The following is a 24,695-nucleotide window of genomic DNA, read 5'->3' as shown; positions in this document are numbered from 1 at the left end:
ATATATTTTCCTATTTTTGCTTGCGTTTTTAACGATCATAATAAAAAGATACTCCATATAATATGAAGACATTACAATTTAGGGAAGCCATTGTCGAGGCGATGTCGGAAGAAATGAGAAAAGACGAGTCAGTTTATCTGATGGGAGAAGAGGTTGCCGAATATAACGGTGCTTACAAAGCTTCTAAAGGAATGCTAGATGAGTTTGGTGCCAAACGAGTTATAGATACGCCAATTGCCGAACTAGGTTTTGCTGGTATAGGTGTAGGGTCTACAATGACCGGTTGCCGTCCTATAATAGAGTTCATGACGTTTAACTTTGCTTTGGTAGGTATCGATCAGATCATCAATAATGCGGCTAAAATCCGTCAGATGTCTGGTGGGCAATTTCCTTGTCCAATAGTTTTTAGAGGTCCTACGGGTTCTGCAGGTCAATTGGCCGCAACACATTCCCAGGCTTTTGAAAGCTGGTATGCTAACTGTCCTGGGTTAAAGGTTGTAGTGCCTTCCAATCCTGCAGATGCAAAAGGGTTATTGAAATCGGCTATTCGCGATAATGATCCTGTTATTTTTATGGAGTCTGAGCAGATGTACGGAGATAAGGGTGAGGTTCCAGAAGGGGAATACACAATTCCTTTAGGTGTTGCCGATATCCGAAGAGAGGGTAGCGATGTTACTATTGTATCTTTTGGTAAAATAATTAAAGAAGCCGATAAAGCTGCGGACGAACTTCAAAAAGAAGGTATTAGCTGTGAAATCATTGATTTACGTACCGTTAAACCATTGGATTACGAAGCTGTATTAAAGTCTGTAAAGAAAACAAATCGTTTGGTTATTCTTGAGGAGGCATGGCCGTTTGGCAATGTGGCAACGGAATTGACCTTTCATGTGCAGTCCAATGCTTTTGATTATTTGGATGCACCTATAGAGAAAATAAACACTGCCGATACACCGGCGCCATATTCTCCAGTATTGTTGGAAGAATGGTTGCCAAACCATGAAGATGTGGTTAAGGCTGTTAAGAAAGTGTTATACAAATAGATATAACTAATTTGTAAAGGTACTTTTGCTTCACCGACTTAGTGTCGGTGAAGCATTTTTTTTTAGGATTTCAGTTTAGTGTTTTTTGGCTTGGATTTAGATTTTTAGCTTGAAAACAGTAGCGGACTTTATTTTGAATGCAAAAAAAACTAATCAACAATTGTACTATAATCTGTTCTGGTACATTATTTGTTTATAGAGTACAGAGAAAATTTCTTAGATGAAGAACCTCCTTTTATTTGTTTTACTGCTTTTTTCTTTGGTTGTCGGTGCACAAACAAAAGTAGGCGGTACAGTTGTAGACGAAGATAACCAGCCGGTAGCTTTCGCTAATATTCTTTTTAAGGGTTCGTACGAGGGTACCATTACGGATGATAATGGTAATTTCTATATGGAGTCGGATGGGGACCATACCACGCTTGTAGTCTCCTTTATTGGTTATGAGAATGTAGAGATTCCGCTAGAGTCTAAAGTAACCTATAAAATGAAGGTTGTCATGAAAGAGGCCTCCCAACAATTAGATGAAGTTGTGCTTGTTGGAGGAAAACAACCTAAGAAAAACAATCCTGCGGTAGAAATACTGAAAAAAATATGGGCTAAAAAAAGAGAGAACGGCCTGCGTAAGTTTGATCAATATGCCTTTGAGAAATATGAAAAGGTAGAATTTGACCTGAATACGATAGACAGCGCCTTGATGAAGAAAAAAATATTCAAGGGGCTGGAATTTGTTTTTAAGGATTTGGACACTTCGCGTATTACCGGTAAGACTTACCTGCCTATCTTTTTGAACGAAACCTTCTCCAAAGTTTATGGAGACAATCGCTTTGATGAGGAAAAGGAAGATATATTGGGTAATAAAAACTCGGGTTTTGACAACAATCAAGCTATAATCGCCTTTGTGGCAGACCTCTATCAGGAATATGATATTTATGATAATTATTTAAAGTTCTTTGATAAAAGTTTTACCAGCCCACTGTCAAGAACGGGTGTGGATGTTTATAATTATGCACTTAGGGATAGTGCTTTCATAGAAAATAAATGGTGTTATAATATTGTCTATTATCCAAGACGAAAGAACGAACTTACGTTTAAGGGAGACTTTTGGGTAAACGATACTACCTATGCCGTAAAGAATATCAATTTAGAAGTTACCAAAAGTGCCAATATCAACTGGGTAAAAGAAATTTATATTGAACAGGATTTTGAGGTGGTCAATGACTCCGTATTTCTGCTGAAGCGCGATTATATGATGAGCGATTTTAGTTTTCAGAAAAAGGAAGAGTCCAGAGGTATGTACGGAAAGCGTACTACCGTATTTGATAATTATGCCTTTGATCAAAAGAAACCCAAAGAATTTTATAAGACAGAGAGTAACCCGTATGACCCTGTGGTCTTAAACCGGGACAGTACGTTTTGGCAGAATAATAGGTTGGAGAGTTTAAACAAGGACGAAAAAGGAATTTACCAGCTATTGGATACCTTAAAGACGGTTCCTAAATTTAAGTCGTACTACAATCTAGTAAGTATTTTAGGTAGTGGGTATGTAGAGATTGATAAGTGGAATATGGACATCGGTTCGGTATATGATGTTTTTGGTTACAATCAAGCAGAAGGCCCACGTGTACGTATTGGGGCACGTTCCTATTTTGGTGAAAATGACCTTTGGCGTGTTGAAGGATATACCGCGTATGGTTTTACAGATAGAAAGTTTAAACATGGAGTGTCAGGAAAAATATTGCTTGACCAAAAGAGCAGGCTTATTGTTTCTGGGGGCAACCGGCGCGATATTGAGCAGCTGGGGGTAAGCCTAACGGCTACAAATGATGTTCTTGGCCGTAGCATTGCCTCGTCTTCGTTGGTTACCGTTGGTGCCAATAACAGGTTAACGAACATTAATCTCAGTAAATTCAGTGTAGAGATTGAGCCTATTACCAATGTAAGGTTTGGGGTTGGCGGAACGTTTAGAAAATTAAGCTCTGCTTTACCGGATGATTTTAGTTTGGATTATGTGGACCCCAATTCCCCAACGGGAATTTCATCTGAGATAAACCAGTTTGATTTTAATGCAATCATGATTTATACGCCTGGCAAGAGAACTATTGGCTATGGTGTGGAGCGTAAGGGTATGAATGATGATTACAGTACGCTGTTATTGAGTTATACCAAAGGTGTAGATGTGGTTTTTGATAGCGATTTTAGTTATAGCAAACTTCAATTTTCATACAGCCAGCCATGGCAAATAGGTGGTTTTGGTAGACTTTTTTCTACCTTGGAGATGGGTAAGACCTTTAATACGGTACCACTTGGGTTGTTGAATGTGGTTCCTGGAAATCAGACATTCTTTTCAAACTACGGTACCTTTCCAAATTTGGATTTCTATGAATTTGTTACGGACACCTATGTGGCATTGCACCTGCAACATAATTTTAACGGGCGAATTTTTTCCCGTATTCCGTTGTTGCGAAAGCTGAATTTAAGGGAGATTATTGGCCTTAGAGGAGTTTGGGGAGATTTGTCAGATGAAAATATAGCTCTAAGTACGCCGGCAACCATAAATACCCCATTGCAGGCACCATCCGATAAAATTTATTACGAATATTCTTTTGGTATTGGTAACATATTTAAAATTCTTAGAATAGATTTTAACTTTAGAGGTAACTATTTGGATGCACCTGATGCACGTCCTTTTAGTGTTACGGGAACATTTGGTTTTGATTTTTAATTGAAGTTTCTAGTCTAGTCGTATTTATGTAGTTCGTTCATTACGAATTATTTATAATTATGCATTTGTTGTTTCTTATTCGGGCCATGGAGCTTGTAAGAATTTCCAAATTCTAATAATTGTCAAAAAAGCCGATGTTTTTTCAATATTTGCGGGTAGACACGTATGCATTTTTGTACCTTCGCAGCTGTAAAATAAACCTAAAAAATGGGAAAAAAAGCTGACATAACTTTTGACGTTTTAATTGAGATTCCAAAAGGAAGTAGGAATAAATATGAATACGATTTTGCACTACATAAGATACGTTTTGACCGTATGCTTTTTTCATCAATGATGTACCCTGGAGATTATGGTTTCATTCCAGAGACTTTAGCATTGGACAAAGATCCGCTAGATGTTTTGGTAATGGGTGCAGAACCAACATATCCTATGGTCGTTATGGAAGTAAGGCCAATTGGTGTGTTTCATATGACCGATGAAAAAGGGCCGGATGAAAAAATTATCTGTGTACCTGTTTCAGATCCTATTTGGAGCAATAACCATGATATAAGTGACCTAAATCCACACCGTTTAAAAGAAATTGAGCATTTCTTTAAAGTGTACAAGGATTTGGAAAAGAAAAAAGTTGACACTGGTGGATGGGGAGATGCCGAAGAGGCCGTTAAAATTTACAAAGAATGTGTACAACGATATGATGAGAGCGATTTAAAAAAGAAGCGCACTTTTACGATATAAATAAAATTCACTCCTTAAAAAGCCTTTTTTAGCAATAAAAAAGGCTTTTTTTTATATGATCAATTTCATTACTTTAGTTGGCATTAGAAATCTTAAACAACAACTCGAATGGAATTAGTAGTGAAATTTCTGCCAGTATTTGGAATATTGGCTTTAGTATTCGTCTTTGCCAAAAACGTATGGGTGGGTAAACAAGACGAGGGTGATGCCAAAATGGCTCGTATTGCTAAGAATATTGCAGATGGTGCAATGTCCTTTTTAAAAGCCGAGTATAAGATTCTCGCAATCTTTGTGTTAGCTGTGGCGGTGCTGCTTTATTTTAAAGGCAGTAACGAGGTAGGCTCGCACGGAATGGTTGCCTTATCTTTTATTGTAGGTGCTATATGTTCTGCACTGGCCGGTTTTATTGGCATGAAAGTAGCTACTAAAGCTAATGTACGAACTACACAGGCTGCGCGTACCTCTTTAGGTAAGGCCTTGGAAGTTGCTTTTGCGGGTGGTGCCGTTATGGGGCTTGGTGTTGTTGGACTTGGTGTTTTGGGGCTTAGTGGTCTTTTTATGGTGTACCAAGGTGTTTGGCCGGGTGCGGATAATTTAGGTTTGGTCCTAAATGTACTTTCAGGATTTTCTTTAGGAGCGTCTTCTATTGCACTTTTTGCTCGGGTGGGCGGTGGTATATATACTAAAGCCGCAGATGTTGGCGCAGATTTGGTAGGTAAGGTAGAAGCAGGTATTCCAGAAGATCATCCGTTAAATCCGGCTACGATTGCAGATAATGTTGGGGATAACGTTGGGGATGTTGCAGGTATGGGAGCGGATTTATTCGAGTCTTATGTAGGGTCTATTATTGGAACCATGGTTTTGGGTGCTTTTATCATAACTCCGGAATTTGGAGGTATGGGAGCGGTCTACTTACCGTTAGTGCTTGCAGCTGTTGGTATTGTCATGTCTATTATAGGAACCTTTTTTGTTAAGGTAAAGGATGGTGGAAATCCACAGACTGCTTTAAATATTGGAGAATTTGGTTCTGCCGGTTTAATGGTGGTTGCCTCTTATTTTATTATAAACGCTTTAATTCCTGAGACTATTGAAGGTCTGCCAATGGGGTCAATGGGAATTTTCATTGCTACCATTGCTGGTTTAGTTGCCGGTCTAGGTGTAGGAAAGATTACGGAATATTATACGGGAACCGGTACTAAGCCGGTTTCTTCTATTGTTAAGCAATCCGAAACTGGTGCTGCAACGAACATTATTGCTGGTTTGGGAGTGGGAATGATGTCTACAATGATTCCTATTTTATTAATTGCGGCCGCTATTTTAGTTTCCCATCATTTTGCCGGTCTATATGGTATAGCTATTGCCGCTGTTGGTATGTTGGCAAACACTGGAATTCAGTTGGCTGTTGATGCATACGGACCTATTTCCGATAACGCAGGTGGTATTGCGGAGATGGCAGAACTGCCTTCTGAAGTTAGGGAGCGTACCGATAAATTAGATGCCGTAGGTAACACTACTGCGGCCATAGGAAAAGGTTTTGCTATCGCTTCTGCTGCTTTAACGGCTTTGGCTTTGTTTTCGGCTTTTATGAAAGTGGCGAACGTAACTTCAATTGATGTGTCCCAACCTAAAATTATGGCAGGTCTTTTGGTGGGCGGAATGCTTCCGTTTGTATTTTCGGCCTTGTCTATGAATGCTGTTGGTCGTGCGGCCATGGCAATGATAGAGGAGGTAAGACGTCAATTCAGGGATATTCCCCAGTTAAAAGCGGCCTTGCAGGTCATGCGTGAAGTAGATTCTGATATGTCAAAAGCTACTTCGGAACAAAGGGCCATTTTTGATGCAGCAGATGGATATGCAGAGTATGATAAATGTGTTGATATTTCCACAAAGGCATCTATTAAAGAAATGGTACTGCCCGGATTGTTGGCTATTGCTGTTCCTGTGGCAGTTGGCTTCATTGGTGGAGCGGAAATGTTGGGCGGTCTTTTGGCGGGTGTAACAACCTGCGGGGTGCTAATGGCAATTTTCCAGTCCAATGCCGGTGGTGCATGGGATAACGCTAAGAAGATGATTGAATCCGATGGCCGCAAAGGTACGGATGCACATAAGGCTGCAGTTGTAGGAGATACTGTTGGTGATCCGTTTAAAGATACATCTGGGCCTTCTTTAAATATTCTTTTGAAATTAATGTCCGTTGTGGCGTTGGTGATTGCGCCAAGTATTGCCATGAACGCAACGGGTATGGCCGATGTTGAAAACACGAAGGAAATCAAAATTGAGATGAATGCTATTGATACGAATATGGCTGAGGCAACAATTGCATACACTACAGTTGTAAACGGGGAAAAGCTTATCCAAGAAAAAGTTTTTAGGGGTACGGAATCAACTGTAAAAAACCAATTAATGGCTTTTGAAAAAGACGTTGAATCCAATAAAGGAACGGATGCTGAAATCACCATTGAAAAGGTAGATATTCGAAAATAATTTAAATATAGATTGAAATAAAAAGGGGGCAATTAAGCCCCCTTTTTTTATTTGTTTATTAGTGAAGTTTGAATGTAATGGGAATACTAAAAGGCACCCGTACCGGGGTTCCTCTTTGTTTGCCAGGTTTCATTTGGGGTAGCTTATCAATAATTCTTTTTGCTTCTTTTTCTAAGCTTTTGTCCGGACCCCGTAATTGTACGTTGCCTATGCTTCCGTCTTTTTGAATCACGAACATAATGTTCACTCGGCCTTGAATTCCCATTTCTTGGGCAGATTCAGGGTATCTGAAATTTTTGGCAATATGTCTGTTTATCATTTTCTGGAAACAATCACGTTTGTCTTTTTGGGTTTCACAACCGGGAAAAACAGGAACATCTTCAATGATCATAAAAGACATTTCTTCTGGTTCATCGGTCTCTAAAACTTCAATATCGGACACTTCTAAAATCTCTTCGTCTTGATTGGTCTCGGTAGATTCAAATACATCTTCAACGGCTTCTTCCTCATCGTCAATTACTTCAATTATAGGAGGTGCCGTAATTTGTTTTGGGGGAGGAGGAGTTTTGAACTCTACTAAAATGGGGAGCTCTTCGGTTAGTTGGTCCTCTATGTTCATGGAGACGTCATAATCATAAGTTTTGTCATAGGTCTTCCATTCAAAGGCCGCAAGGGTTAGCATAAGAACAAACAATAGCCCAAATAGAAAATAGATAGGACGGTTTCTGTTTAGGTCTTTTTGTGGGTTTTTTTTTGGTTTCATCTTTTCTGGGTTTAGAGTCGATTTTCAAAAATCAACAGGGTTAAACATGATTAAACTTAAAGCCAACTCTTTTAGTTTGAAACTGGTACTGAGGGAAACGTACCTTTGGGTGCGTGAACGCTACTTTTGATTAGTCATAGATTTTTATTGTAGTCGGTCTGAGCACTATATTTAAGTATATTTGATGTCATGGGTTTATTCGGAAAGAAAGACAAGTTGCAGATTATGGCTTTTCAGGGCTATGGGACCAATTCGCACTTTTACGCGCGTGGCAGGGCTTTAGAGGACGAGGAAATAGATTTGTCAAAAAAGGGTTTTTTCAATTTAATCTGGAACAGCTACAAGCGTTTTGAAACCGATGAAATACGCAATACCTGTGTTAGGGTAAAACTTCCTGATGGGAGAACCCTTACCGGAAAAACAGATGGTAGGGGGTATTATACTTTTGATGAGCCGCAAAATAATCTAGAGGAGCTTGCCAATGGGGAAGGTTGGTTAAATTATGAGATTTCATACTCGGACTCTGCGCTCCGTAGGGAAGTTCTTCATCAGAATAAGTTTCCCGGAGAATTGTTAATACCGTCGGCTACTGCACAGTTTGGGGTCATAAGCGATATAGATGATACAATCTTGCACACGGGCGTGGTTTCTTCGTTAAAATGGAAGGTAATCGTAAACACCATTTTTAAAAGGGTCAGTAACCGGAAACCTTTAAAAGGTACGGCAGAATTCTATAATTTACTGCACAGGGGGGAATCTGGAAAGGAGGCAAACCCTATTTTTTATGTAAGCCATAGCCCATGGAACATGTACAGGTATTTAGAACTTTTTCTACAAGAAAACGACTTTCCTAAAGGCCCCATATTGTTGCGAAATTTCCCAAGCTTGGGGCTGCGCAAAAGACCGGACGAAAAACCTCAAAAGCAAAAGGAGATACTCAATATTTTAAAAACATATCCCAATTTAAAATTTATTTTAATCGGCGATAGTGGGGAGCATGATGCAGATATTTATAAGGAGATAGCGGAGCTATATCCAAAACAGATAAGTGCCATTTACATAAGAAGTGTAGCCCATAAACGAAGAATGGAACGGGTTAGAAGTCTCTTCAATGCATATAAAACAACTCCTGTACTATTAGTGGAAACCAGTGAACAAGCTATAGAACATGCAAAAGCAAATGGTTTTATTGCTAATACTCCCTAAAATAATCCGTTGATTTCTGCGTCTATTTTATTGATGATAGTTCCCAAATCTTCAGGTTGATCTACAAAATCCAAATCGTCTACATCAATAATAAGGAGATTGCCCTTGGTGTATCCATGAATCCAAGCTTCGTAGCGTTCGTTAAGTCGGCTTAAGTAATCTATGGAAATACTGTTCTCGTATTCGCGCCCACGTTTATGGATTTGTTTTACCAAGTTGGGAATGGAACTTCTCAAATAGATAAGTAAATCCGGCGGTTGAACCAAACTCTCCATCAGTTCAAAAAGGCTCTTGTAGTTTTCAAAATCCCTATTGGTCAACAGGCCCATGGCATGAAGGTTGGGGGCAAAAATATATGCATCCTCATAAATGGTCCTATCCTGTATAATTTCCTTGCCGCTCTCCCTAATTTGTAGGATTTGACGGAACCTATGGTTTAAAAAGTAAATCTGAAGGTTGAAGCTCCAACGCTCCATCTGATTGTAGAAATCATCTAAATAAGGGTTGTCTACTACATCTTCAAAGTTGGCTTCCCAGTTGTAATGTTTTGCTAATAACCTGGTTAAGGTTGTTTTTCCTGCACCGATGTTTCCGGCAACTGCTATGTGCATAGAGCTTTATAGATTAATGGTTGTGTGTTTTTATGCAAGGTAATTAGAAGGTACAAGATACGAGATAACTATAGGAAGTAAAAACATAATTTATTCACAATACGAAAAAAGTGTCAAGTTTCTTGATTTTCTTTTGGATGTTCAATTAAACCAATTGGCATTATAACAGTCTTAAAGCCATATTAATTATCTGGTAGTATGAAAAGTAGACGGTTTATAGGGTTGGTTTTTGTTTTGTTGTGTGGCAGCTTGTATGCCCAAGATTTTCAAGGAAAGGCAACTTATTTCAGTAAAACGCAGGTGAATATGGATTTTGGTAACAGGCAAATACCTGAGGACCGGAAAAAGGAGATGATGGAGCGTATAAAAAGGGCCAATGAAAAAACATTCGTTCTTAATTTTAGCCAAACGGAATCTATCTATAAAGAGGAAGAGCAGTTAGAGCAACCCGGAGGTAGGGATGGGGGCAGAGGACCGCGATTTGGGGCTTTTTCCACATCAGGAGGTGATTTGTACAAGAATATTAAAGAAGGAAAATACTTGATCAAGAATGAGCTTTTGGGTAAGATATTCTTGATAGATGATGAATTGGAAAAACTGGATTGGGAGCTTGGTAGTGAAACTAGGCAAATAGGGAATTACACTGCTTTTAAGGCAACGGCTACAAAGACTATAAAACGCCCTAATATGCGGGCTATTTTTCGTAGACGAAATGATGATGATAAAAAAGAAGAGGCAAAAAGAGAAGAAGAATTTGAAATAAAAGAAGTGGAGATAGTAGCGTGGTATACTCCAGAAATACCCGTAAACCAAGGCCCTTCTGAATACTGGGGGCTGCCGGGGCTTATCCTTGCTGTAAGCGATGATATAACAACTATAATCTGTTCCGAGATTACCTTGAATCCAAAAGAAAAGGTAGAAATAAAGGCGCCAAGTAAAGGAAAAAAAGTAACGCAGGCAGAGTATGATGAAATCTCGCAGGAGAAAATGAAAGAGATGCGAGAAAACTTCAGAAACCGTGGTGGACGCGGGCGTGGAAATGGTCGTCCGCAATAACATTCCTATCTATTTTAAATTAAATACGTTTTCACTTCTAATACTAGAATAATGAGAAATGCATGGTTGTTTATTATGTTTCTTATGGTGGTCGCTATTGGCTTTTCCCAAGAAATTTCATTGACGGGTACGGTTAAGGACAGCTTGGGAACTGGTGTTGATATGGCCAATGTTATCGCCATAAATTCCGAAACCAAGGGCTTGGAATCTTATGGTATTACCAATCATGCAGGGCTATATAAACTAAAGCTGAAAACGGGCCATGAATATACCGTAAAAGTCAGTTACCTGGGATTTAAAACGGAATCGTTCACCTTTACCGCTACCACCAATGATGCCGTTAAGGATATTGTTATGCAGGAGCAGGCGGCCCAGTTAGATGAGGTGGAGGTTACGTATGAAATGCCGGTATCCGTAAAAGGGGACACCATTGTTTATGATACGGATGCTTTTGTTTCGGGTACTGAAAAAAAACTAAAGGATGTTCTTGAAAACCTTCCGGGCATTGAAATCAATGATGATGGGCAGATAGAAGTAGAAGGAAAGACCGTAAGCAAGGTTATGGTAGAGGGTAAGGATTTTTTTGATGGCGATTCTAAGCTTGCCGTTGAAAATATTCCGGCCAACGCATTAAGTAAAGTTGAAGTACTACGGAACTTTAATGAGGTTTCCCAAATGAAAGGCCTTACCAATGATGATGATAATGTGGCTTTAAACATAAAATTAAAAGAAGGGAAAAAGAACTTTTGGTTTGGGGAATTGACAGCGGGCTACGGTCCTGATGACAGGTATTTGGCACATCCTAAATTGTTTTATTATAGTCCAAAATACAGCATTAATATAATTACGGACCTCAACAATTTGGGAGAGGTTCCCTTTACCCGGAATGATTATAGAAATTTTACCGGTGGCTTCAGAAATATAAACTCTAGGGGCGGAAGTTCAATTGCAACAGGGGTAGATGGCCTTGGTCTTTCTACCGCTCAAAACAATAGGGCCAATGACATAGATACAAAATTTGCTGCGGCAAACTTCAGTTATTCGCCAACCGAAAGTTTAGATTTAAGTGGTTTTGGAATTTACTCCTATACGGGAACCTTAATGAAGTCTGAGCGAAATACCTCGTATATTGCTAGTAACGATGTGGAAAATGCAACCACCAATACAGATCAGACCGTGCACCTTGGATTGGCAAAATTTAGTGCACGGTATAAGCCCAATGCCAACTTTCAGTTAGACTATGATGCGCTATTAAAACAGTCCGATGATAATGAACAGGTAGACGTACTTTCTATATCCAATATAACGGATGAAATATCCGAGGTGAAAAAACAAAAGCCTTTGGCGGTCAATCAAAACCTCAACCTCTACTATACACTTAACGAGAAGAACATCTTTGCTGTAGAGGCGCAGCATATGTATCAAGATGAAGACCCGTTCTATGAGGCGATCCGTAATGAATTTGCTTTCGTTGATATTTTTCCCGTTGATGAAACTCAGGATGTATACAATATAAACCAGACCAAAAATGTGGTAACCAATAAAGTGGATGCCAAGGTAGACTATTACCGAGTGCTGGGAACAAAGAGCAACCTTAATTTAACTTTGGGAACCACCCAAAGCCATCAGAATTTTAATTCGGGAATTTTTCAGATTTTGGATAATGAGGAAACGTTGTATATGGATGGGAGCGACTTTGGCAATGAGGTTAGCTTTAATGTTTCGGACTTGTACTTAGGGCTACATTATAAAGTTATTTCTGGAATTTTCACTTTTAATCCGGGGCTTACTCTACATCAGTTTAATGTTACCAATGAACAATTGGGCACGGTAGTAGAGGATAACCTTACGGCTTTATTGCCAGATGTGTATATCAACGCTCAATTGAAGAAATCGGAGAATTTGCGGTTCAACTATAGGGTAACCCGTTCCTTTACGGATGTGAGTAACTTTGCCCAAGGTTACGTGCTCAATAACTACAATTCGCTCTATAATGGAAATAGGGATTTGGAAAGTGCCCTCAACCACAATCTTTCACTGAACTTCTTTAGTTTCAATATGTTCAATCTTACCAATATTTTTGCGAATGTTGCCTATACCAAAAGAATAGATGCATTAAAAAGTAGTGCGGATATCATTGGAATAAATAGGGTAAGTAGTACCATCAACTCTAATTTTGAAGATGAATCTTTATCCGCTAGCGGAAATTATGAGCGTACTTTTGGAAAGGTAAAAGCTTCCGTAAGGGGTAATGTGGGTTGGTCTACTACCAATAATTTAATAGACGGTCAGCAACGCATGTCCAATTCGTTCACACAGAACTATACGGGTGCGCTTAGTACTAATTTTAAGAATGCACCCAATTTAGAGTTGGGATACAGGTATACGATAAACAATTACGAAAACGGAAATTTAGAAACTACATTTTATACCAGTAGACCGTATGCCCGTTTTGATGCCTCTTTTCTTAAAAGCTTTATTTTTAATGTGGATTATGATTTTTATAATTACACGGATAAGGACAATACAATTGACAATACATATAGTTTCTTGGAATCTACCCTAACGTATCAGAAGCAAGGCAGCCGATGGGAATATGGAATTAAAGGCACCAATTTATTGAATACCACTACGCTTAACCGTGACAGTACCAATGATTTATTCTTTACTACGCAGGTTTACTATGTGCAGCCACGCTATCTGCTATTATCGTTAAAATATGATTTGTAATAGTTGATAAACCTGTGCAAAGAGCATGGTATTTACAAAAGGAAATAATAAATAACACGATATTAATATTTTGATCTGAACATTTTTTATACTTTTGCGTCCTAATTAAATTAAAGAGGAGGGATTTGACTGATTGCAACCTCTGTTTTAAACCTGTTTGAATTGCCAATTTAAGATTGGTTTTTGCCAAGCGGGATTGTAGAACAAAAAAATGCTAAAGCAGTTGATGTTGAAAATTTTCACATCATACTTCTTCCGGCATTCTTTCAAATCCTTTTTAGAAAAAATAAAAGTTTGTTATGCCATATTTGTTTACCTCCGAATCTGTTAGTGAAGGACACCCTGATAAAGTTGCCGATCAAATAAGCGATGCCTTGTTGGACCACTTTTTGGCTTTTGACCCAGAAAGTAAAGTTGCTTGTGAAACCTTGGTAACTACGGGCCAGGTTGTTTTGGCCGGTGAGGTTAAGAGTGATACTTATCTAGATGTTCAGACCATTGCTAGAGATGTAATTAATGCTATTGGTTATACTAAGGGCGAATATCAGTTTAGTGGAGATTCTTGTGGAGTTATTTCGTTAATTCATGAGCAATCGCAAGATATTAGTCAAGGTGTGGATCGTGGCGAGAAAGAGCAACAAGGAGCTGGTGATCAAGGTATGATGTTCGGTTATGCTACCAAGGAAACAGAAAACTACATGCCGTTGGCTTTGGATATTTCGCATAAAATTCTTCAGAATTTGGCGGAGTTGCGTAGGGAAGGTAGAATCATAGATTATTTGCGTCCCGATGCCAAATCGCAAGTTACTATTGAGTATTCAGATGATAATGTGCCGCAACGTATAGATACTATTGTTATATCTACACAACACGATGCTTTTCATAATGATGATGAGGTAATGTTGGCAAAAATCAAAGAAGACCTTGTAGAGATTTTAATCCCAAGAGTGGTAGAGCAATTGCCAAAAGCCATTCAGGATTTATTTGATGATAAAATAAAATACCACATCAATCCAACCGGGAAATTTGTAATCGGTGGTCCTCATGGGGATACCGGACTTACCGGAAGAAAAATTATAGTAGATACTTACGGAGGTAAAGGTGCTCACGGTGGTGGGGCTTTTAGTGGAAAAGACCCGAGTAAAGTAGATAGAAGTGCGGCCTATGCAGCGCGCCACATTGCTAAGAATTTAGTAGCGGCAGGTGTTGCGGACGAGATGTTGGTACAGGTAAGTTACGCCATTGGCGTGGTTGAGCCTACCTCTATTTATGTAGATACCTACGGAACGTCTAATGTAGACCTTACGGATGGTGAAATTGCCCAAAAGACCAAAGCCCTTTTTGATATGCGTCCGTTTGCTATTGAAGAGCGACTAAAGTTGCGAAATCCTATTTATTTGGAATCTGCGGCATATGGCCATATGGGTAAAGAACCAAGAATGATCAAGAAAGTTTTTGAATCGCCGTATAACGGTCGTATCGAAAAAGAAGTGGAATTGTTCACTTGGGAGAAGTTGGATATGGTAGGTGAGGTGAAAAAAGCGTTTAATTTGTAAATTTTTCAAAAATGTTGGTGAATTTAAATTCACCAACTATATATTTGTAGTTCCAAAAGTTCAAACACGTATTGAATAGTTATCAAGAAAGGTGGAGGGAATAGACCCTTTGAAACCTTAGCAACCCTTTGCCACCTGTGCAGAGAAGGTGCTACATTCTATCTCTATAAAAATGAGACAGATAACAAATCAGATTACTCATACTAATCTTTTACTTTCTTATAACTTTTTTGATATTCTACCTAGCATCGGATTTTCGGTTCAAGGTATCGGGCTTTTAATTATTTTAAATAACAATTAAAAATCAAAGATTATGAGTGATCAAAAATTCTCAACCAACGCATTACATGCCGGACACGATCCCGCGCAAACAGGTGGTACACGTGCCGTGCCTATTTATCAAACATCCTCGTATGTTTTTAATGATACGGACCATGCCGCCAATTTATTTTCATTGGCAGAACTTGGTTTTATCTATACACGATTGAACAACCCTACCAATCAAATTCTTCAAGAGCGTTTAGCAGCTGTTGAAGGCGGAGTCGGAGCAGTAGTTTTCGCTTCGGGAACTTCAGCTATTTCAACGGGTTTATTAACGCTATTGAAAGCGGGAGACCATATTGTAGCTTCCAGTAGTTTGTATGGCGGTACCTTTAACTTGTTGAATGTTACCTTGCCAAGGTTGGGAATCACCACTACTTTTGTTGATGCTTCCGATCCGGAAAATTTTGGTAAAGCAGTTCAGGATAACACCAGGGCTATTTTTGTAGAATCTCTGGGTAACCCTAAATTAGATGTGCTTGATTTGAAAGCTATTTCAAAACAGGCCAAAGCTGCTCAGGTTCCTTTTATTGTTGATAATACGGTGGCTTCACCTGCACTTTTAAACCCTATTGAGCACGGTGCTAACTTGGTAATTCACTCACTTACTAAATATATTGGCGGTCAAGGTACTTCTTTGGGCGGTGCTATTATTGATGCCGGAACTTTTGATTGGACCAACGGGAAATTCCCGGAATTTACAGAACCTTCTGCTGGATATCACGGTTTAGTGTATAGCGAAGCTTTAGGTGCCGCAGCCTTTACTTTTAAATTGATTTTAGAAGGATTGCGTGATTTTGGTGGAGCTTTGAGTCCGTTTAATGCTTTCCAGATTATACAAGGTTTGGAAACTTTGAATGTACGTATAAAACAACACAGTGTAAATGCACTTGAATTGGCTACTTGGTTAGAAGGAAGAGAAGAAGTGGCATGGGTAAACTATCCAGGTCTTAAGAGTAGCAAATACTACGATCTTGCTCAAGAATATTTGCCAAAAGGTCAAAGCGGATTGGTAACATTTGGAATTAAAGGTGGTTTTGAGGCTGCTAAAAAAGTTACGGATGCTACAAAAGTTTTCTCATTGTTGGCCAATATTGGCGATACTAAATCATTGATCATTCACCCGGCCAGTACCACGCACCAACAGTTAAATGAGGAGCAATTGGTAGGCGCAGGTGTAGGTCAGGATTTAATTCGTTTGTCCGTTGGTTTGGAAGATATTGAGGACTTAAAGGCCGATTTGGAAAACGCATTCGCAGCACTTTAATCAATATAAATTTTCTGTTAGAAATTAATAAGGCCTGACCTGTTTAATTAGAGGTCAGGTCTAACATATATCGTATGCTTCATCATTTGAAATTAGCAAACTATACCACGATCAGTGGGGTAACTCAAGATATTGAGCTGTCTTATCAATTGTTCGGTCAAGAATTGCACACGGCGCCCATAGTTCAGGTAAACCATGCCTTAACCGGTAACAGTAATGTTACGGGAGATGAGGGCTGGTGGTCCGCACTTATTGGAGAGGGCAAGTGTATCGATACCAAAAAATATACAATCCTATCGTTTAATATTCCCGGTAACGGATATGATAAATTTGTGATTGATAATTATAAGGATTTCGTGGCAGGAGACATCGCAAGGATTTTCCTGTTAGGCCTTCAAAAGCTTGAAATCAAGAAATTGTTCGCTCTTTTGGGCGGGTCTTTAGGGGGTGGTATTGCTTGGGAAATGGCAGCCATAAACCCAAAGATTATGGATCATCTTATTCCTGTGGCATCAGACTGGAAGTCTACCGATTGGTTGATAGGTAATTGCCAGATTCAGGAGCAATTTTTGGTGAATAGTAAGCAACCGGTTCACGATGCACGCATGCATGCCATGTTGTGTTACCGTACGCCGGAATCTTTCAAGGACCGTTTTAAAAGAAGTACCAATGAGGAACTTCAGGTTTTTAACGTAGAGAGTTGGTTAATGCACCATGGTGAAAAATTACAGGAACGTTTTCAGCTTTCGGCCTATAAATTAATGAACCAATTGCTCAAGACTATTGACGTCATGAGAAATGGCGAACAGAATTTTATAGACCTGCAAAATAGTGATGCCAATATTCATATTATTGGGGTAGATTCTGATCTGTTCTTTACCGCAAAAGAGAACAAGGAAACTTTTAAACGTTTGGCACAGGCCAATGGAAATGTAACCTATGGCGAAGTGCATTCGCTTCACGGTCATGATGCTTTTTTGATAGAGTTTGATCAGATGGAGCGGTTATTGGAACCCGTTTTCAGTAGAAACGGAAAGTCAAAGAACGCAAAGGTTTTAAAGTTTGGAGGAAAATCTCTTTCCAACGGAGAAGGGTTGGAGCGTGTTTTGGATATTGTTTGCAACAAAGTAAATGAAGGCGAAAATATTGCCGTAGTTCTTTCTGCCCGTGCAAAGGCAACCGATCAATTGGAAGCCATTTTAGAAAAGGCGGCAAAGGGAGAAAATTACTATAAAGATTTTGAGGCTTTTGAAAAATACCAAAAGCATACCTTCAAGAATGTGAACCTTTCGGCAGAGTTCAAGGATTTGGCAAAATTGCTGGAGGGCGTTTCACTTTTGGGTGATTATAGCTTGAAAATTAAAGACCAATTACTGGCTTTTGGAGAATTAATCTCTGCCAAATTGGTAACTAAATTGCTCATAGGAAAAGGGTTGAATGCTGTAATGTTGGACTCTAGGGAATTGATTAAAACCGATTCTAATTTTGGTGATGCTTCAGTAAATGAGGCGTTGTCTAAGGAAAATGTTATTCGCAGTTTTGCAAAACTAGATGCAGATGCCGTGCCCATTATTACAGGGTTTATCGCGTCCAATGAAAATGGGGAAACCACTACTTTGGGAAGGAACGGTAGTAACTATTCCGCGGCCTTGTTTGCCAATTTCTTAAATGCGGAGGAGCTTCAGAATTTTACGCATGTAGATGGTATTTATACCGCAAATCCTGATTTGGTTTCGGATGCCAAGCGTATTTCCCATCTTTCTTATGGCGAGGCTAATGAATTGGCCAACTTTGGGGCTACTATTTTACATGCCAAGACCATCATTCCTTTAATAGAAAAGAACATTCCGCTTCGTATTTTAAATACGTTCAATAATGATAATGAAGGTACGTTGATTAGTGCCAAAACCAAAGAAGGAGGTATAAAATCCCTATCCGTTATTGAGAATGTATCCATGATCAATGTAGAGGGAAGAGGACTTTTAGGAAAGGTAGGGGTGGATGCCCGTATTTTTAGTGCACTTCGGAAAAGCAATATTAGTGTAAGTATTATTTCTCAAGGTTCATCTGAACGAGGTATAGGTTTGGTAGTAAATGCTGACCGTGCTTTAGATGCTAAAAGAGCGCTGGATAGAGAGTTTGAGAGTGATTATGAGTCCAAGGATATTAATATGATTACGGTCTTGGACGAGGTTTCCGTGATCTCTATTGTGGGTCAGGATTTAAGTACCTTCCATAGACCTTATAATGCTTTGATAAAAAATCAGATTGCGCCTTTGCTTTTCAACAATACCGTATCTGGTAAGAATGTGAGTCTGGTACTCAGAAAATCTGATTTGAACAAGGCATTGAACGTAATGCACGGACAGATTTTTGGCATTAGCCGAAAAGTAAATCTTGCAGTTTTCGGTCATGGAAATGTTGGTGGAACGCTAATCGACCAGATTCTAAAATCTACAAAGACCATTCAAAAACGAAAAGGAATTGATCTAAAGGTTTTTGCCGTAGCCAACTCAAGAAAGATACTTTTAAATAAAAAAGGAATTCCAAAAAATTGGAAGGCTGCCATAGAAGACAAGGGTGTTGCTTACAAGGTGGAGGATGTTATCACCTACGCCAAGGAAAATCATTTGGAAAACCTTATTGTGGTGGATAACACAGCAAATAGTGAGTTTGTGGCCCATTACTTTGAGTTTGTAGAAAACGGATTTGATATTGTTTCCTCCAATAAAATAGCGAATACACTTGGTTTTGATTATTACCAGTTGCTGCGTGAAGAATTGGATAAACATCAGAAGCAATATTTGTACGAAACCAATGTGGGCGCTGGTCTTCCTCTAATAGATACCATTCGTTTGTTACACTTGTCCGGTGAAAACATTACGGGTATAAAAGGGGTGTTCTCAGGTTCGTTAAGCTATATATTCAACACTTTTTCTGAGAGCGAAGAGCCGTTTTCCAACATATTAAAGGCGGCAATGAAAAGTGGTTTTACGGAGCCGGACCCGCGTGAAGACCTTTCAGGGAATGACGTTGGTAGAAAATTATTGATTCTAGCTAGGGAATTGGATCTGAGCAATGAGTTTTCGGATATCAATATTGAAAATTTAATTCCGGAAGAGTTAAGGGACGGAGACGTAAACCATTTTCTGGATAACCTAGATGTGGTAGATGCCAAATTCAACGAAATCAAAAAGAACCAAAAGGCGGGTCATGTTTTACGGTATGTGGGCGATTTACACGGAAACCTTCAGGAAGAAAAGGGAATTCTAGATGTAAAACTAGTATCCGTACCTAAGGAAAGTGCCTTGGGGCAGGTAAAAGGTTCCGATTCAATAATAGAAATATATACGGAGTCCTATGGGGAGAATCCATTGGTCATTCAAGGAGCCGGTGCCGGAGCAGCGGTTACGGCAAGAGGGGTTTTCGGGGATATTCTCCGTATAGCCGAAAAAGGATAAATAAAGTAAAAGGGAAAGTTAGTTTTCATCAATTTATATGAACATGGAAAAGAAATTTGAGACAAACGCCATCCGAACGCAGTTGGAACGTACTAAAAACTTAGAGCACTCCGTACCTATGTACATGACCTCTAGTTTTGTGTTTGAAGATGCAGAAGATATGCGTGCGTCGTTTGCGGAGGAGAAAGAGCGGAACATTTACTCGCGCTATTCCAATCCCAATTCATCTGAATTCATAGATAAGGTGTGCCAAATGGAAGGTGCCGAAAACGGTTTTGCCTTTGCATCGGGTATGGCGGCTGTATTTTCTACCTTGGCCGCACTTTTGGATAGTGGAGACCATGTGCTTTCTGCTCGTAGCATTTTTGGTTCGACCCATTCGCTGTTTACCAATTTTTTTCCAAAATGGAATATTGATCATACGTATTTTAAGATAGATGATTTAGATTCTGTTGAGGCTTTAATCACTCCAAAAACTAAAATTATTTATGCGGAAACACCTACGAATCCGGGTGTGGATGTTTTGGACTTGGAAGCATTGGGAAAGATCGCCAAAAAACATAAGTTGATTCTTGTAATCGATAATTGCTTTGCATCGCCTTATCTGCAACAACCCATTAAGTTTGGCGCCGATTTGGTCATCCACTCGGGAACCAAATTAATGGACGGGCAAGGGCGTGTCCTTGCGGGTATTACGGTAGGTTCAAATGAATTGATAGATAAGGTGTACCGTTTCTCCAGAATAACCGGTCCTGCATTATCGCCATTTAATGCGTGGGTACTCTCCAAAAGTTTGGAAACTTTGGCCGTTCGTGTAGATCGTCATTGCGAGAATGCGTTAAAATTGGCGGAGTTCTTAGAAGGACATGAAAAAGTGAACTGGGTAAGGTACCCGTTTTTAAAATCGCATCCCAAGCATGAAATTGCTAAAAAACAAATGAAAGCCGGTGGCTGTGTGGTTGCCTTTGAGGTAAAAGGCGGCGTAGAAGCTGGGCAGAAGTTTTTCGATTCTATTCAGATGTTATCCCTTTCGGCTAATTTGGGCGATGCACGTAGTATTGTTACGCATCCGGCATCAACCACTCATAGTAAGCTCTCCGTAGAAGAGCGTGCGGAAACTGGTGTTACGGACGGAATGGTACGCGTTTCCGTAGGGCTGGAACACATAGATGATATTATTGCCGATATTTCTCAGGCGTTAGGGTAAAACGGATAATATAAGAATGCACAAAAAAACCGAAGTGTTCTACTTTGGTTTTTTTTATGCATTAGATTAGTTCTATTTGGTCTTGAACTCAAAGACGGGCGATTGTGAACTGGAACCATTTTCGTCGGTAGTGACCACTCTCCAATAGTAAGCAGTAGCAGGGCTAAGAGCAACATCGTCTATTTTTGAATCTGTTGTATTGGCGTGCAAGGTAACCGGTGGATTGGTAGTGTCTAAATACACTTCATAGGAAGCAATATCATTGTCAACATCACTTCCCTTCCAGCTTAGGGTAAGAGGTTGGTCTACATTGGCGCCCATGGTAGGTGTAAGAACTTCAGCCGGAAAAGGGGCATAGTTTTCATTACCTTCTCCGGCATTGTAAAACTTCCAAGTTTCGCTAGTTGCCGTATCAGTTGTTTCGTTTGATTTTGAGATAATGTTCCAAGAGTAGGGGGTGTTTCTCGAAATAGTCAAAGCAAGTGAATTGGTGGTTGCATCATTTTCGGTCGTTTCATTGGTCTCCAGATTTTTTAATGTCAAGGTGTAACTGTCCGTATGTGAAGAAGTATTCCATTTAAAGGTTACTTTGCTTTGGGTGGTAGAGATGATATCACCTTGGTTGCACTCCTCGTCTTTCTCAGGAAAAACCAGAACTGTGGCTTCTGGCGGTAGGCTCTCTGTGGGGGTCATGTTGTTTTTGTTCTCGTCATCACTACTGCTACAACTACAAAAGACGCTAAGAACAAGAAAAAGGGTGAATCGGAGATGTGTATTGGATATCATTGTTTAACGATTTTAGCTTGGGAATTGATGTTTTGTGCAGTGATGTTAAGGAAATAAATACCCGAACTTAGATTGGACGTATCCACAGTGGTAGTTCGGTTACCTGCAGATTCGGTCTTGGTCAGTACAACTTTCCCCGTAGCCGAAATCAATTCAAGGGTAACTAAAGAATCCAGCGCATGGGAAAAAGCAACCGTTAGCTCATCTTTTACTTGATTGGGAAATACGGTTACTCCATCAAAAACACTAATGACCTCAGTATATTCACCTTGACAAAACTTATCCGCCTGAACCGAAAGTTGATTTTGACCCTTGGAAAGGTCTAGCGTAATTTTATCTTGAGTAGTATGGGTGACGACCCCGTTTAGTTCAATGTTATAATTGTCACTGCCTTTCAAGCTTAGGGTAAGCTGGTTTGTACTGTTGTCTATCTTTGAGGATACGGACAAATCTTCCGGTTCGTCTATGGCTATAGCAAAACATTGTTCATAATTGGCATCGGCGGTAGTGGTAATACATAGCGTGTAAGTTCCCGCGCTTAAGTTGCTGAACAAGGCATCAGAAGTAAAATTCTTTTCTGTTCCGGTCTCCTTTATTTTTCCTTTAAATTGATATGAGGTAGCTGTGGAGCTTATAGAAATAGTTCCATCGTCACTATTGCTGCACGATTCACCAGTTCCCTTTATCTTGAAATTATCGGCAGCTAAACTAAAAATAGCGCATCCTTTGATATCTACCGTGGTGCCTAATGGAGTTTCAGGGCATTCGTCATCGGCATTGTTTACACCGTCATTGTCTTTGTCATTAGGGTCAACTGCAATGCAGTCTTCACCGGGTAATCCGTAACAACCTAAGCCTGCGGCTCCATACAAAGGTTGCCAAGTAATGCCCGCTACCCATTGTTCACCTCCTTTTTCATACGCGCCAACATCAGGCTGATCACCCGAAAATCCATCGGTTATTCCTGGGATATCCTTTCCTTGGTCAATGGCAGAAGCACCGTCGTTTAAAGTGAAATCCCCATTGGCGACGCTCATGAATGTACTGGCCGGAACGACCAGATTATTTTGTTTGTCCGATTGCGGCTCCCAATTAGAATCGCTTCCGAGGTTGTTCCACACCCGAACGTTAGAAAAGGCAGTTCCATCTTTGTGCCACGCACCCATTACTTCTGAACCGTTCCAAAGCGTATTGTTGAAAATATCAATGTCCGTTCCATTCCAATTGATCTGTACGTTGGTCCATTCAGTATTCCAGACCACATTGTGATGCACCACAAACCCTGCGGCATCATTATCCAAATAAATCCCGGCAGCTTTGTATTTCTTTCCGCTGGAAGCGGTATCGTGAAACCAGTTGTGGTGTATTTCCGTGGTGTATTGTGCTCCAACAGTATAAAAAAGGGCGCAATCATCCGCAATCAGGTTGCTTCGGGAGATATCGTTATAGGCAAATTCATTGTTGGAACCATTGTACTGTACAGCGTCTCTTCCTCCTCTAAAAACGGAATTGTTTTTTACCAAACTATTTTGGATGCCCCTAATGACCAAAGGACCATCGTACGAACCAAGAAAATTGCAGTCGTGAATATAATTGTCTAAAATTTGTTGGTTGTTGCCCCTAACGACCAATCCGGCTCCGGCATTAAATGCAATCTCGCATTTTTCACCCCTATTGTTTGAGCCCTGTACATGAATATTGGCATTGTTGGTGCGTGAGCTGTTAGTGATTCCTTGAGTATGATTGCCAAAAAAGGAGGTTATCCCGTAGAGTAGGTTATTGGTAGTTTTGCTATTGGCATTGGATGCCCACCAAGTAGAGCTGTCTTCCATATTAATACTCCCCCCAAAAACGGCCAAATTCTTTATTTCTATGTATTTTTTGTCCTTAAGGTTAATGGTTTCTAAACGGCGTCTCATCTTCACCTTGCCATCAATAGGAGCTTGACCTTTGGGAAGCTGAACGTACAGGGTGCTTGTGCTTTCATCAAAATACCACTCGTTTTCATGGTCTAAGGCACCTTTTACGCCCTCTAGATAAAAATCGCCTAAATCTGCTGGGGCATGAAAAGTTCTGACCCAAGTTTCATTGGTAGTGGTGGTATGGTCAAAATTTATCCGGCCGGAAGAACTGCCTGTAATCATTCTTTTCCATGCCAACCATCCGCTACCGGGCTTATCGCCATAGAACCAAAGTGCACCTCCGGTCCAGTCAATTCCTGGAATGGAAGCTTCCGCTAAATAAGCTCCGTTAATTACATCGCCGCTGCTTCCGCCCGTATTCCGGATGCTCCCCAAGGCAAAAGGGTCGGAGTCTGTTTTGTTGGGCCATCGGGCCAAGTCCAGTGCGGTGGCATCGTTCATTACAAAGTTCTCTTGTCCTAAAGAAGTGAATGAGATGGTAGTCTTGTAAATGGAGCCACTATCTTGACTCCAGCCAGATAATGCATCCATGGCCGTAATGATTACTTTTTCTCCGGGGAAGGATTGAAAAACAATAGGTTGGCCGGGACTCCCGGAATTAGCCGGAGTCAAGGTCTCTTGGTAGGTGCCCTCCCTAATGTATACAATATCTCCCGCCATGGCCTCACTTGCCGCTTTAGAAATGGTCAAGTACGGGTTTTCCTGAGTGCCAGGATTTGAGTCGTCTCCATTTTTGGAAACATAGATGTCTCTTGAAAAAGTGGTTATACTTACAAGGAATACAATTAAAAAAAGGGAACTTTGTTTAGTTGACATTTGTTTGGATTT

The 24,695-nt window shown here is 40.0% G+C and carries 15 protein-coding genes and 1 riboswitch; of the genes, 11 read left to right on the top strand and 4 right to left on the bottom strand.

Features of this window, described 5'->3' with window-relative positions; translation table 11 throughout:
• The first annotated feature begins 62 nt into the window (after positions 1–62).
• From KO513_RS00695 to KO513_RS00680, 4 genes are all read left to right on the top strand, one after another.
• A complete protein-coding gene (locus KO513_RS00695; protein ID WP_215441143.1) occupies positions 63–1,040 on the top strand; it encodes a pyruvate dehydrogenase complex E1 component subunit beta in 978 nt (325 codons plus the stop codon).
• 220 nt (positions 1,041–1,260) lie between these two features.
• Positions 1,261–3,762 (top strand): DUF5686 family protein, encoded by a 2,502-nt coding sequence (locus KO513_RS00690; RefSeq protein ID WP_215911850.1) that lies wholly within the window; start codon positions 1,261–1,263, stop codon positions 3,760–3,762.
• A gap of 207 nt (positions 3,763–3,969) precedes the next feature.
• Entirely contained in the window at positions 3,970–4,497 is a 528-nt protein-coding gene (locus KO513_RS00685; RefSeq protein WP_215441147.1) for an inorganic diphosphatase, read from the top strand.
• A gap of 108 nt (positions 4,498–4,605) precedes the next feature.
• The gene (locus tag KO513_RS00680; protein WP_215911849.1) at positions 4,606–6,981 is read left to right on the top strand and encodes a sodium-translocating pyrophosphatase; all 2,376 of its coding nucleotides are present in this window, start codon (positions 4,606–4,608) and stop codon (positions 6,979–6,981) included.
• Between the two features lie 58 nt (positions 6,982–7,039).
• On the opposite strand, the gene KO513_RS00675 is transcribed toward KO513_RS00680, so the two are convergent.
• The gene (locus KO513_RS00675) at positions 7,040–7,744 is read right to left on the bottom strand and encodes an energy transducer TonB (RefSeq protein ID WP_215911848.1); all 705 of its coding nucleotides are present in this window, start codon (positions 7,742–7,744) and stop codon (positions 7,040–7,042) included.
• Between the two features lie 189 nt (positions 7,745–7,933).
• Between KO513_RS00675 and KO513_RS00670 the strand changes: the two genes are divergently transcribed.
• Positions 7,934–8,950, top strand: a complete 1,017-nt coding sequence (locus KO513_RS00670) for an App1 family protein (protein ID WP_215911847.1) — start codon at positions 7,934–7,936, stop codon at positions 8,948–8,950.
• Here the strand turns inward: KO513_RS00670 and KO513_RS00665 are convergent.
• Complete coding sequence (locus KO513_RS00665) at positions 8,947–9,561, bottom strand: deoxynucleoside kinase (protein WP_215441155.1); 615 nt, start codon at positions 9,559–9,561, stop codon at positions 8,947–8,949. The two genes, KO513_RS00670 and KO513_RS00665, sit on opposite strands and share 4 nt — an antisense overlap.
• 198 nt (positions 9,562–9,759) lie before the next feature.
• On the opposite strand from KO513_RS00665, the gene KO513_RS00660 reads away from it, so the two are divergent.
• The 6 genes from KO513_RS00660 (at position 9,760) to KO513_RS00635 (ending at position 21,159) form a co-directional block, all read left to right on the top strand.
• On the top strand, positions 9,760–10,617 hold the full coding sequence (locus KO513_RS00660; protein ID WP_215911846.1) for a GLPGLI family protein: 858 nt from the start codon (positions 9,760–9,762) through the stop codon (positions 10,615–10,617).
• A 51-nt stretch (positions 10,618–10,668) separates the two neighbouring features.
• Positions 10,669–13,347 carry a carboxypeptidase-like regulatory domain-containing protein gene (locus KO513_RS00655; protein WP_215911845.1) on the top strand — a complete coding sequence of 893 codons (2,679 nt, stop codon included), beginning with the start codon at positions 10,669–10,671 and terminating at the stop codon, positions 13,345–13,347.
• A 299-nt stretch (positions 13,348–13,646) separates the two neighbouring features.
• Entirely contained in the window at positions 13,647–14,903 is a 1,257-nt protein-coding gene (gene metK, locus KO513_RS00650; protein WP_215911844.1) for a methionine adenosyltransferase, read from the top strand.
• Between the two features lie 76 nt (positions 14,904–14,979).
• A riboswitch (SAM riboswitch) is annotated at positions 14,980–15,091 on the top strand.
• Between the two features lie 125 nt (positions 15,092–15,216).
• Entirely contained in the window at positions 15,217–16,491 is a 1,275-nt protein-coding gene (locus tag KO513_RS00645; RefSeq protein WP_215911843.1) for an O-acetylhomoserine aminocarboxypropyltransferase/cysteine synthase family protein, read from the top strand.
• A 74-nt stretch (positions 16,492–16,565) separates the two neighbouring features.
• The gene (thrA, locus tag KO513_RS00640; RefSeq protein ID WP_215911842.1) at positions 16,566–19,952 is read left to right on the top strand and encodes a bifunctional aspartate kinase/homoserine dehydrogenase I; all 3,387 of its coding nucleotides are present in this window, start codon (positions 16,566–16,568) and stop codon (positions 19,950–19,952) included.
• 37 nt (positions 19,953–19,989) lie between these two features.
• A complete protein-coding gene (locus tag KO513_RS00635) occupies positions 19,990–21,159 on the top strand; it encodes a trans-sulfuration enzyme family protein (protein WP_371735186.1) in 1,170 nt (389 codons plus the stop codon).
• A 72-nt stretch (positions 21,160–21,231) separates the two neighbouring features.
• Here the strand turns inward: KO513_RS00635 and KO513_RS00630 are convergent, their stop codons facing one another.
• Positions 21,232–21,945 (bottom strand): fibronectin type III domain-containing protein, encoded by a 714-nt coding sequence (locus KO513_RS00630; RefSeq protein WP_215911840.1) that lies wholly within the window; start codon positions 21,943–21,945, stop codon positions 21,232–21,234.
• On the bottom strand, positions 21,942–24,683 hold the full coding sequence (locus tag KO513_RS00625) for a T9SS type A sorting domain-containing protein (protein WP_215911839.1): 2,742 nt from the start codon (positions 24,681–24,683) through the stop codon (positions 21,942–21,944). The genes KO513_RS00630 and KO513_RS00625 overlap by 4 nt, the downstream gene beginning before the upstream one ends.
• Between the last annotated feature and the right edge of the window lie 12 nt (positions 24,684–24,695).

The sequence above is a fragment of the Zobellia sp. B3R18 genome (genome assembly GCF_018860715.1).
Lineage (GTDB): Bacteria > Bacteroidota > Bacteroidia > Flavobacteriales > Flavobacteriaceae > Zobellia > Zobellia russellii.
The sequence above is the reverse complement of the archived record's forward strand: the minus strand, read 5'-3'. Positions and strand labels throughout refer to the sequence as shown.

Coding starts and splice junctions, on each gene's coding strand:
- KO513_RS00695 (WP_215441143.1), top strand. CDS start 63: ATGAAGACATTACAATTTAGGGAAGCCATTGTCGAGGCGATGTCGGAA.
- KO513_RS00690 (WP_215911850.1), top strand. CDS start 1,261: ATGAAGAACCTCCTTTTATTTGTTTTACTGCTTTTTTCTTTGGTTGTC.
- KO513_RS00685 (WP_215441147.1), top strand. CDS start 3,970: ATGGGAAAAAAAGCTGACATAACTTTTGACGTTTTAATTGAGATTCCA.
- KO513_RS00680 (WP_215911849.1), top strand. CDS start 4,606: ATGGAATTAGTAGTGAAATTTCTGCCAGTATTTGGAATATTGGCTTTA.
- KO513_RS00675 (WP_215911848.1), bottom strand. CDS start 7,744: ATGAAACCAAAAAAAAACCCACAAAAAGACCTAAACAGAAACCGTCCT.
- KO513_RS00670 (WP_215911847.1), top strand. CDS start 7,934: ATGGGTTTATTCGGAAAGAAAGACAAGTTGCAGATTATGGCTTTTCAG.
- KO513_RS00665 (WP_215441155.1), bottom strand. CDS start 9,561: ATGCACATAGCAGTTGCCGGAAACATCGGTGCAGGAAAAACAACCTTA.
- KO513_RS00660 (WP_215911846.1), top strand. CDS start 9,760: ATGAAAAGTAGACGGTTTATAGGGTTGGTTTTTGTTTTGTTGTGTGGC.
- KO513_RS00655 (WP_215911845.1), top strand. CDS start 10,669: ATGAGAAATGCATGGTTGTTTATTATGTTTCTTATGGTGGTCGCTATT.
- metK (WP_215911844.1), top strand. CDS start 13,647: ATGCCATATTTGTTTACCTCCGAATCTGTTAGTGAAGGACACCCTGAT.
- KO513_RS00645 (WP_215911843.1), top strand. CDS start 15,217: ATGAGTGATCAAAAATTCTCAACCAACGCATTACATGCCGGACACGAT.
- thrA (WP_215911842.1), top strand. CDS start 16,566: ATGCTTCATCATTTGAAATTAGCAAACTATACCACGATCAGTGGGGTA.
- KO513_RS00635 (WP_371735186.1), top strand. CDS start 19,990: ATGAACATGGAAAAGAAATTTGAGACAAACGCCATCCGAACGCAGTTG.
- KO513_RS00630 (WP_215911840.1), bottom strand. CDS start 21,945: ATGATATCCAATACACATCTCCGATTCACCCTTTTTCTTGTTCTTAGC.
- KO513_RS00625 (WP_215911839.1), bottom strand. CDS start 24,683: ATGTCAACTAAACAAAGTTCCCTTTTTTTAATTGTATTCCTTGTAAGT.